The following is a 10874-nucleotide window of genomic DNA, read 5'->3' as shown; positions in this document are numbered from 1 at the left end:
AAGCCATTCCTACGAACGCATCAGATTTATATCGCGTTTACTCTCGTATCTCGTATCTCGTATCTCGCACCTAGCACCTCGCATCTCTCACCTCGCATCTCTCACCTCGCACCTAGCTCCTAGTCCCTAGCCCCTCGAACCTAGTTACTTTTAACTCGCTCGCATATCTCGCGCATTTGTTGTTTTATTTCGGGTTCTTTTTCATCGAATAATTTGGTGATACGTTCGATATAGGCATGGTTTTCTTCGAATGGCACGCCGATCTCGTAGACGTCGGCAGCTTCTCGTAGCATTTCTTTATCAAACTCACTGAAAATATTGACCATTTCTTGGGCTTTTTCTCGTTCAATACCGAGTGCTTCAAATGATGAACGGCCCATGCGCATGGTGCTGTCGTAGGTTTCGCGAATAATATCTCGACAGCCGTAAGCCCATAAATCGTATACATGATGGCGGTCTACGGCGCGGGCAACCACATGTAAATGCGGGTAATTTTGCATCGCATAGCGAACTAATTTAGTGATTTGTTCGGCATCATCAAGCGCAACAACCAGCAGTTTTGCATCTTCAATGCCTGCAGCACTGAGTAGATCTGGTCGAGTGGCATCACCAAAAAAGTTACGAATACCAACACGCTCAAGGGCCTCAAGTTGTTTGTAGTTGTAATCAATCACGGTGGTTTTATAGCCGCCAGCTTGTAAAATACGGTCAACCAGCCCACCCATTCTGCCTGAGCCTGCGATGATCACATGGCTATCATCAGGGAACTCTTCTGTTTCTTTTCCTGCTTGCTCACAAATAAAGCGCGGTGCTATCACACGTTGATAGAGAATAAATAACCCCGGCGAAAGCAGCATTGATAAGGTCACAACCAGTAATAGTTGGTCGGCAACGGCTGCGGCTAAAACATTATTAGACACACTGTAAGCCAGTAGTACAAAACCAAACTCACCAGCTTGTGCAAGCCCTAGTGCTAACAACCAAAGTGCGGCGCCTCTTAAGCCAAAAATGCGGCCTAAAATTAATAGCACAACTGTTTTAGTTGCAATCAGTGCGCCGGTTAATAGCACGATGGTAGCTAGGTTATCTGCGAGTAATTGAAAATTGATACTTGCGCCAACGGTGATAAAGAATAATCCAAGTAATAGCCCTTTGAAGGGATCGATATTACTTTCAAGCTCATGTTTATAAGGTGAATTTGCAAGCACAACACCCGCTAAAAAGGTGCCAAGTGCAGGTGATAAGCCAACTAATGACATCATCAAAGCGATACCAATCACGAAGAATAAGGCTGTAGCGGTAAATAGCTCGCGAAGCCGTGCTTGTGCAACAAATCTAAAAATCGGTGCGGTTAAGTAGTTACCGCCAAAAACGACGAGCGCAATCATACCTAAAGTAACCAGCGCTGCTTGCCAGCTCTCAAGGTTTGCTACCAAACTCAAACCACCATGACCGTCTTCGCTTGCATGGGCTGTACCTGCAATGGCGGGTGCTAATTCAGGTAAAGCAAGCAAGGGAATAAACGCAAGCATAGGAATAACGGCTATGTCTTGGGTGAGTAGTACGCTAAATGAGGCTTGGCCACCATCTGATTTTAATAGCCCGCGCTCTGAAAGCGTTTGCAGCACAATCGCGGTCGATGAAAGCGATAAAATTAAGCCTATTGTAAGTGCTGTTTGCCAAGCATGGCCAAATGCTAAACCAATCCCAGTAAACGCGGCAGCTGATAAAATCACTTGTCCGCCACCAAGGCCAATAAGCTGTTTTCGCATTGACCAAAGCGCTTTGGGTTCAAGTTCTAAGCCAACAATAAACAGCATCATTACTACACCAAACTCAGCAAAATGCTGGATGGCAATCACATCAACATTTAAAAATGTCAGTGTTGGCCCAATAACAATACCTGCGAGTAAATAGCCAAGCACAGAGCCAAGCCCAAATTTGCTGGCAATAGGCACGGCGATAATGCCTGCAATGAGGAATATATAGGCGATTAAGAGAAAGTCAGTCATCGTAATCCTGTTTGTTTTTAATTAACTATGGTTGTTTTCGCTAGTTTTGCCAGCAGTTAGGTAGTGAATGCAATCAAAATACGAATTTAGTCAGTAAAATGACAACAAGGCATGGTGTTTAGTCAAAACGAGTAAGACAAAGTAAGGGGTAAAAAATCATCGATTTTTCCTTAAAAATACTTGCGTAGCGCTAGGCTAGGTATATACTCGCAACACATTTAATAGGAGCAAAAAATGAGCAAAAAGAAACAACGCACACAAGGCCAAGTAGATACTGGTCGCGGTGTCATTAACGATAATGTGTACGCCGCAATGGTGACATCTAAGCTGTTCACAGCAAAAGTAGAGAAGCCTAAAAAAGGTAAAGGTGCATATCAACGTAAGGCAAAACATGCAGGACGAGAGTCCTATTTAATCGCTGCTTAATTAAGTTGTGATCAAATAGGATTTTTGTGAAAAGCAAACACTGAGTGTTTGCTTTTTTTATGACTAAATTTCGTGTTAAGAATAATTTTCACTCTATTTTTATAGAAATTATTACCTGAAAACTAATTTATTCGTTATATACCCATAATCGATACGGTAATTATTTTCGCCTACCCTCACACAAACGTTGCTTGTTTTTTATACAAGCCAGAAGTGCCGTGCTTTCCATGGTTAAAATATTGTTAACTTTATGTTCATTCTTACTCGGTAGAATCATCCTCGTTTTTGCTTGTTGATAAAAATAATTAATTCTTTTTTAGTGGTTTTAACTGAATCTCGCATCAAAAAGTGTGTTTATTTTACCCTTTAAAGGTAAATACAAGCTTGACGTAATAGCGCTTTGTGTTACTTTAAAGTTGAATTTGTAAAATAAATGTTATTAAAACTTTGGGCGGAGGGAGCGAATGAGCTCGCATAAATTAATAAGAAATGCCTTTAAACTGAGTGCGCTGTCACTAGGTTTATACGGCTTTACAGCACAGGCTGCGATTGATTGCAGCAACTTAGAAGTGTGGCAACAAGGGCAAACACATGTTGGTGGTGATCAGGTTCAGGCACAAGGTAGCGCTTATGAAGCGAAGTGGTGGACGCAAACCAACCCTGTGGAGACTTCTGGTGTCGATCAAGAGTGGCGTTTATTGGGTGTTTGTGACAGCGTTGTCAATGAGAATCAAGCACCTCAAATTAGCAGCTTAACACCCGCAGAGGGTTCTTTATTTACCACAAGTGACAGCGTTGTCATAAGCGCTGTCGCCGCTGATCCTGATGGTAGCGTGGCAAGTGTAGAGTTTTTTGTTGATGGTACATCGCTGAGTGTAGTGACAAGCGCACCTTATTCAGCGAGCTGGCAAGCAACGCAAGGCAGCCATGTGATAAGCGCGGTCGCAACGGATGATTTGGGGCTAACCTCTACAGCGGTTGCACATTCAGTGAGTGTGTCTGATGACGTTGAGCCGGTTAACCAAGCGCCAGTGGCAAGCATTGAATTTAGCTCACTGCCATCACAAGTAACTGTGGGTGACAGTGTGGTGTTTGCGCTTTCTGGCACTGATAGCGATGGCCAAGTGACTGCGTTATCGTTAACTGAAAACAGCACTGAAGTTCATCAAGCAAGTGCCGCTTCTTCAAGTTATACGTGGCAGGCTCCAGCACTTGGGCAATTTTCATTTACCTTAACGGTGACCGATAACGAAGGCGCGACGGATACACAAAGCAAAGTTGTTAATGTTGTTGAAGCAACAGAACCTGGTAGCGATTGTAAACCGCAAGGCTTATACCAAACACCGGGTGTGAATACCCCATACTGTAGTGTGTATGATACAAATGGCCGCGAGAAAATGGGCGCCGATCATCCACGCCGAGTTATTGGTTATTTTACGAGTTGGCGAAATGGTGCCAATGGTCAGCCAAGCTACTTAGTTAACGATATTCCTTGGGACAAGATCACCCATATCAACTATGCCTTTGCGCATGTTGATGGCAATAACAAGGTCTCGATTGGTGATCCAAATGCCGCTGGCAACCCAGCGACAAACATGACTTGGCCGGGCGTAACAGGCGCTGAAATGGATCCAAGCTTTAGTTACACAGGTCACTTTAACTTACTCAATAAATTCAAAAAACAACACCCAGATGTAAAAACCTTAATCTCTGTAGGTGGCTGGGCTGAAACCGGTGGTTATTTTGGTGAAGACGGTACTCGCGTAAACAGCGGTGGTTTCTACACGATGACAACCAATGCTGATGGCTCAGTAAACCAAGCGGGGATTGATGCTTTTGCGAAAAGCGCCGTTGAATTTATTGAAACTTACGGTTTTGATGGTGTCGATATTGATTACGAATACCCATCGTCAATGAATGACTCAGGCCACCCTGATGATTTTCCTATCTCTAATGCACGTCGCGCAGGTCTTAATGCCTCGTATCGTGTATTGATGCAAAAACTACGTGAAGAACTTGATATTGCAGGTGAAAAGGCTGGTAAGCATTACTTATTAACGATTGCTTCACCATCTTCAGGTTACTTATTACGTGGCATGGAAACATTCCAAAGCGTGAAGTATCTCGATTACGTTAACATTATGTCTTATGACTTACATGGTGCATGGAATTCACATGTAGGCCACAACGCAGCCTTGTTTGATACTGGTCTTGATTCTGAATTAGCGCAGTGGGGCGTTTATACCACCGCTGAGTTTGAAGGAATCGGTTACTTAAATACGGATTGGGCTGTGCGTTACTTCCGCGGTGCGGTTTCTGCGGGTCGAATCAATATTGGTATTCCATATTACACTCGTGGCTTTAAAGATGTGTCGGGTGGTACTAATGGTTTATGGGGCCAAGCAGCGCTGCCAGATCAATCAAAATGTGCTAAAGGGACAGGCGTTGGTGAGAAAAACCAATGCGGTAATGGCGCACTTGGCATAGATAACCTATGGCACGATAAGAACGATGTTGGTGAAGAAATGCCTGCAGGTTCGAACCCACTATGGCATGCGAAAAATCTCGAAAACGGCATTAACCCTTCTTACCTTGAAATCTATGGTCTAACGCCAGAAACCGATGCAGATGATGTGTTAACAGGTACTTATACACGTTTTTACGATGATGTAGCAGTTGCTCCATGGCTTTGGAATGCAGAGAAAAAGGTTTTCTTATCAATTGAAGATGAGCAATCAATGGCAACCAAAGTTGATTATGTTATCAACAATGGCCTTGGCGGCATCATGTTCTGGGAACTTGCTGGTGACTATGATTATGACTCAGCGAAAGGTGAGTACTTCATGGGCTCAAGCTTAACCACACTTGCTTACGATAAATTTAACCAAAGTGGTGTGGCTTACAACACTCATCAAGGCAATGTCGATTTCACCCTGCCAAGCGAAGCGGTTGACGTAAGCTTTACAGTGAAAGACTTCCCAATTGGTGATGATAACTACCCAATTTCACCTACATTCGCATTCACCAATAACTCAGGTATCGACTTAAGCGGCGCGAAAATCAGCTTTGATGTGCCCGTTTCTACCTCGGCAATTTTCAAATCAAATTGGAATGCACAAGAAAAGCTCGGCATGGCTGTTGAAGCGAATGGCTCGAATGCAGCTGGCGATAATATCGGCGGCTTTGAAAATGAGTTCCATCGTTTTTCAATCACCTTAGTGAATGAGTGGGGCGGTATCGAAAAGTCGTTTAACACAGGTGAAACCGTTGAGGCGCAAGTTATGTACTACATGCCAATTACGGGCCCATCTAACTTCACAATTGAGAAAAATGGCAAAACCTACGCCTTCAAATACGAATACCCAATGCTACCAGATGGCACTGCAGGTAGTAGTGATACTGGCGGTGATACTGGCGGTGATACCGGTGGTGATACGGGTGGCGAGGGAAGCTGTAATGGTGTTGATGTAGCAAGCATCCCTGTGTATCCAAATTGGCCGCAAACTGATTGGGCTGGTAATCCAAGCCATGCTGTTGGCGGCGACCTAATGAATCACAACAACGTGATTTACGAAGCAAAGTGGTGGACGAGCACAGAGCCAGGCACATCTGCTGACTGGACGGTGAGTTGCACGCTTTAACCAACTAAGCGGAGCAAGGACTTTGCTCCGCATTTCTACAGCGAGAACAACAATGAAAGTAATGAAATCAAAGGCATTGTCTTTATCGGCAGTGGCAACCAGCATGCTGATTGCCTGTGCATCAAGCCATGTGAATGCCCACGGATTCTTAGAAAGCCCAAAGGCACGCCAAGCATTTTGTAATGCCGATGGCGGGTACTGGTGGCCTGCTGATGGTACAGGGATCCCTAATCTTGCTTGTCGCGCAGCGTTTGTTGAAGCAGGACATGTGCAGTTTGTGCAAGACATTGAATACTCGGCAAATACGGTTAACTACACTGACCTTGAAGCAGTAAAACAAAGTGTACCTGATGGCCGATTATGTGCCGCAGGCGACCCAGAAAAACGCGGTATGGATTTACCTTCAGCACATTGGCAGCGCAGTGAGGTTATTCCTAATGCAAATGGCGATATTTTAGTGCGCTTTTTAGCGAGTACGCCGCATAACCCGAGTTTTTGGCAGTTTTATTTAACAAAACCGGGCTTTGATAGTGCAACTCAAGTGCTTACTTGGGATGATCTAGAGCTTGTTGAAGAGTACGGCAATCTTGATTTTAGCATTGACGCTAACAACGATCGTTACTATGAAATGAGCGTATCGATTCCACAAGGGCGCAGTGGCGATGCCATTTTATACACGCGTTGGCAACGAGATGATGCCGGTGGCGAAGGCTTCTACAACTGTAGCGATATTAATATCGTTAGCGATGCGACCCCGACAGAGCCAAGCGATTGGACAGCAATCAGCTACTTTGTTCGTCAAGGACAAGACGCTGAGGTTGGCGGTAGTGTGTCAGCTCGGTTATTTGATGAAAATGGCCAAGAGTTACTTACTCAACAAATGCAGATCACAGCTGATAATCAGGCTAATTGGCAGGCTGAATTTGCAGCGCTGTTAAACCTTAATTACGCGCACTTAGTTAATATTGGCGTGCAAAATAGCACTGGAGATATTGCCTTTGATGCGTCTGATTTAATGACTAATCAAGTCTTTACAACGAATGCAAACTACAGCTTTGCACTAAGCATACAAGCAGCTCCTGACAATACCGCGCCGAGAATTCATCAACCAGATGACCTTCAAGTCGAAGAAGAAAGCAGCACTGCGATACACCTGCACGCCTTTGATGATCAGCAAAGCACCTTAACTTATAGCTGGGATGTACCGGCACCACTGAGCTTTACGGGTAATGATGCCAACATCACGCTAAACGCCCCTGCTGTGGATGCTAATGCAAGTTACACCGTAAGTGTATCTGTGTCAGATGGCGAGCTCACAAGCCAAGTAAGTTTTACCGTGACTGTGCTTAATAGCACTGTGGTCGACCCTGATCCAGTTGATCCGAGCGTGCCTGCTTGGAATAGCACAAGCCAATACAACACGGGCGATAAAGTGAGTTTCAACGGTGGAATCTACAGCGCGAAATGGTGGAACCAAGGCGCACAACCAGACAGTAGTGATGCATGGCAGCTTGAATCTGGCAGTGCATCAATCGAATGGAACAGCGGCAAAGCCTATCAAGGCGGCGACGAAGTAACCTATCAAGGACAGCGCTATCGAGCGCAGTGGTGGACCCAAGGAGATGTACCGGGTGCCAGCCAAGTATGGACAGAAATCTAAAGTTTTGTAGTTCAAACTTTATCAATAACAGCGTAACGCTATATAAAAACAGATAAGAGAGAATCATGAATATAAAACAATTAACCGCAGCCATTGGTGTTGCACTCTTTGCAAGTGCAGCGAATGCAGCACCTTCAACACCAACCATTATTTGGGAGCCACAAGAATACTCATTTGTTGAGGTTGATCTTGAGGGCACAGGTTCATATAAGAGCTTGGTGAACCGCGTTGATGAAGTCACTATCAGCATTGAATGGAACGCATGGAGTGGGGATGGCGGCGACAGCTATAAAGTGTATTTCGATGATATGTTGGTTAATGAAGGCTCGCTGGCAGCAGGCACTAAAAGTGGTGTTATTAGCTTCCCGTATGATAAAGCAGGTCGTCACACATTATATGTAGAACTATGTGAAGGCGGTACCACCTGTGCTCGCAGTGAAGGTAAGCCAATTGTTATTGCCGATACAGATGGTGGACACTTAGCGCCATTGCCGATGGATTATGATCCAAATAACCAAAATATTGGCACTAAAGATGGCCTTGTAACCGGTGCCTACTTTGTTGAATGGGGTATTTATGGTCGCGATTTCGACGTAACTAATATCCCAGCGCAAAACCTCAGTCATATCTTGTATGGATTTATTCCAATTTGTGGACCTAATGACTCGTTAACAGGTGGGCCTAAAAACGCGTTAAATACTGCCTGTGCAGGCTCGCAAGATTTTGAAGTGGTGATCCACGACCCTTGGGCTGCGATTCAAAAAGCGCTACCGGGTGTTGATAGTAATGACCCAATTCGTGGTACGTATTCGCAGTTAATGGCGTTAAAGCAGCGCTACCCTGATCTGAAAATTTTACCATCAGTGGGTGGTTGGACTTTATCAGACCCATTTGCCTACTTTACCGATAAAGCAAACCGCGACACATTTGTGGCATCAATGGAAGAGTTTTTAAGAACGTGGAAGTTCTACGACGGTGTTGATATTGACTGGGAATACCCAGGTGGTCAGGGGGCTAATCCAAACTTAGGCGACCCAGTTGCTGACGGCCCAGCATACGTTGCGTTAATGCAAGAGCTGCGCGCGATGCTTGATAAGCTTGAAGCAGAGACAGGTCGTGAGTATGAGTTAACATCAGCGATTGGTGCTGGTTACGACAAAATTGAAGATGTCGACTACTCACAAGCTCAGCAATATATGGATTACATTTTCTTAATGAGCTACGACTACTATGGTGCATGGAGCAATGTAACTGGCCATCAGGCTGCGCTTTATTGTTCATCGCATTTCCGTGTTGGTCAGTGTGATGGCACGGGTGTTGATGAAGAAGGCGTTCCATATAAAGGCCCTGCTTATACAACTGATAATGCAGTGCAAAATCTACTTGCGCAAAACGTACCATCGAAGAAAATCGTGGTAGGTGCTGCTATGTATGGCCGTGGCTGGGAAGGTGTTTATCCAGAAAACGCGACTATCGCTGATAACCCTATGACAGCACCAGGAAACGGCAAACTTAAAGGCACTACAGCGCAAGGCGTATGGGAAGACGGTGTTATTGATTACAAAGGCATCAAAACTTACATGTTGGGCGCTGCAGAAAATGGCATCAATGGGTTTGAAACAGGTTATGACGAACAAGCCGAAGCCGCTTATGTATGGAACCGTAGCAACGGTAAATTAATTACATACGATAACCGTCGTTCTGTTTTGGCAAAAGGTGCTTATGTTAATCAATATAATTTAGGTGGTCTGTTTGCATGGGAAATTGATGCTGATAATGGCGATATTCTTAATGCCATGCACGAGGCACTTGGTGGTACCGTCACTGAGCCTAGCAATAGAGCGCCAGTGGTATCTGTATCAAGCACTGTATCTGTTAACTCTGGCGAAAGTGTATCTGTTAGTGCATCGGCAACAGATGCTGATAACGATCCGCTAAGCTTTAGCTGGACAGCTGACAGTGCGTTAACAGTAAGCGGTGAAAATTCAAATACCCTTGTAATCACAGCGCCATCAGTGAGTGCTGATACGCAATACACGGTTACTGTCAGTGTGAGCGATGGCGAGGCAAGTGTAAGCCGTAACGTTACAGTGAATGTAGTAGCACCAACGACAGGCGAGAACCAAGCACCAGTCGTTGCGGCAATTACTGATAAAACAGTGGCAGAAGACGCGAGTGTGGACGTGGCTGTTTCGGCATCTGATGCTGATGGAGATACGCTTTCATACAGCTGGACAGTGCCAGCAGGCTTAACGTTAGTAGGCTCTGGTGCTGATGTGAGTTTACAAGCGGGCAGCGTTGATGCAGATACAAGTTATGTTGTGTCGGTTTCGGTAAGTGATGGTCAAACTGCAACAGCAGTGAGCTTTAATGTCACCGTGACAGATTCTGGTACAACAACTCCGCCAGATGGTGAAACCACATGGGATGCAGCGGCGACTTATGTTGGTGGTGATACGGTGATTTATAACGGCGTAGAGTACACCGCTAAGTGGTGGACACAAGGTGAGCGCCCTGATTTAGGCGGCCCATGGGAAGCAACTTCACAACCAACCGATGGGAACGGTGATGTTGTGTGGCAAGCTGCGGGTATCTACAACGGTGGCGACCAAGTCACTTACCAAGGTAATAAATACGAAGCGAAATGGTGGACTCAAGGAGACGAGCCAGGTGTCGCGGATGTATGGAAAGCACTTTAAGTGTAATAACCACATTTAATGCCCATCATTAAAATGTGATTTCCCTTCAAAGCAGCCTTATGGCTGCTTTTTTGTGGGGGGAAGTTAGAAAGAGTAAAGTTAGCGAGGGGAAAGGGGAAAGAAGCTGTCAGCTTTCAGCCTTCAGCGGTCAGACGACCTGTAGCAGCGGCTTTATGCCGCGACAATTAAAGTGAAATGTTTGAAATTTATTTCGCGGGAGGAGTATTTAAACCACTAAAATAACTTGTAGGTCGGGCTTTAGCCTGTTTATGTTAACGGTTTTGTGTCGCCATAAATGACGACCTACTCCGCCTTCAGCGGTCAGACGCGCGAAACAAGTTTCACGCCTACGGGGGAAACATCAGGCGCTAGGTTTTAGGCGCTAGGACGCGATGTAAAATCGCTGGCTTTTAGTCGTTAGAGGTCAGATATTAGA

The 10874-nt window shown here is 45.1% G+C and carries 5 protein-coding genes; 4 read left to right on the top strand and 1 reads right to left on the bottom strand.

The window, feature by feature from the left end; translation table 11 throughout:
* Positions 1-140: 140 nt before the first annotated feature.
* Positions 141-2012: a monovalent cation:proton antiporter-2 (CPA2) family protein gene (locus tag VRK28_RS00035; RefSeq protein ID WP_332393062.1), complete on the bottom strand. Its 1872-nt coding sequence runs from the start codon at positions 2010-2012 to the stop codon at positions 141-143.
* Between the two features lie 234 nt (positions 2013-2246).
* On the opposite strand from VRK28_RS00035, the gene arfA reads away from it, so the two are divergent.
* From arfA to VRK28_RS00015, 4 genes are all read left to right on the top strand, one after another.
* Entirely contained in the window at positions 2247-2438 is a 192-nt protein-coding gene (gene arfA, locus VRK28_RS00030; RefSeq protein ID WP_054563243.1) for an alternative ribosome rescue factor ArfA, read from the top strand.
* 464 nt (positions 2439-2902) lie between these two features.
* Positions 2903-6079, top strand: coding sequence for a glycosyl hydrolase family 18 protein (locus tag VRK28_RS00025; protein ID WP_332393061.1), 3177 nt, complete (start codon positions 2903-2905; stop codon positions 6077-6079).
* A 52-nt stretch (positions 6080-6131) separates the two neighbouring features.
* Positions 6132-7739: a lytic polysaccharide monooxygenase gene (locus VRK28_RS00020; RefSeq protein WP_332393060.1), complete on the top strand. Its 1608-nt coding sequence runs from the start codon at positions 6132-6134 to the stop codon at positions 7737-7739.
* 65 nt (positions 7740-7804) lie between these two features.
* Positions 7805-10438 (top strand): glycosyl hydrolase family 18 protein, encoded by a 2634-nt coding sequence (locus VRK28_RS00015; RefSeq protein WP_062564740.1) that lies wholly within the window; start codon positions 7805-7807, stop codon positions 10436-10438.
* The last annotated feature ends 436 nt before the right edge of the window (positions 10439-10874 follow it).

The sequence above is a fragment of the Pseudoalteromonas sp. P80D2 genome (assembly GCF_036680945.1).
Lineage (GTDB): Bacteria > Pseudomonadota > Gammaproteobacteria > Enterobacterales > Alteromonadaceae > Pseudoalteromonas > Pseudoalteromonas shioyasakiensis.
Note: the sequence above shows the minus strand (reverse complement) of the source record. Positions and strands in the feature narration are given on the sequence as shown.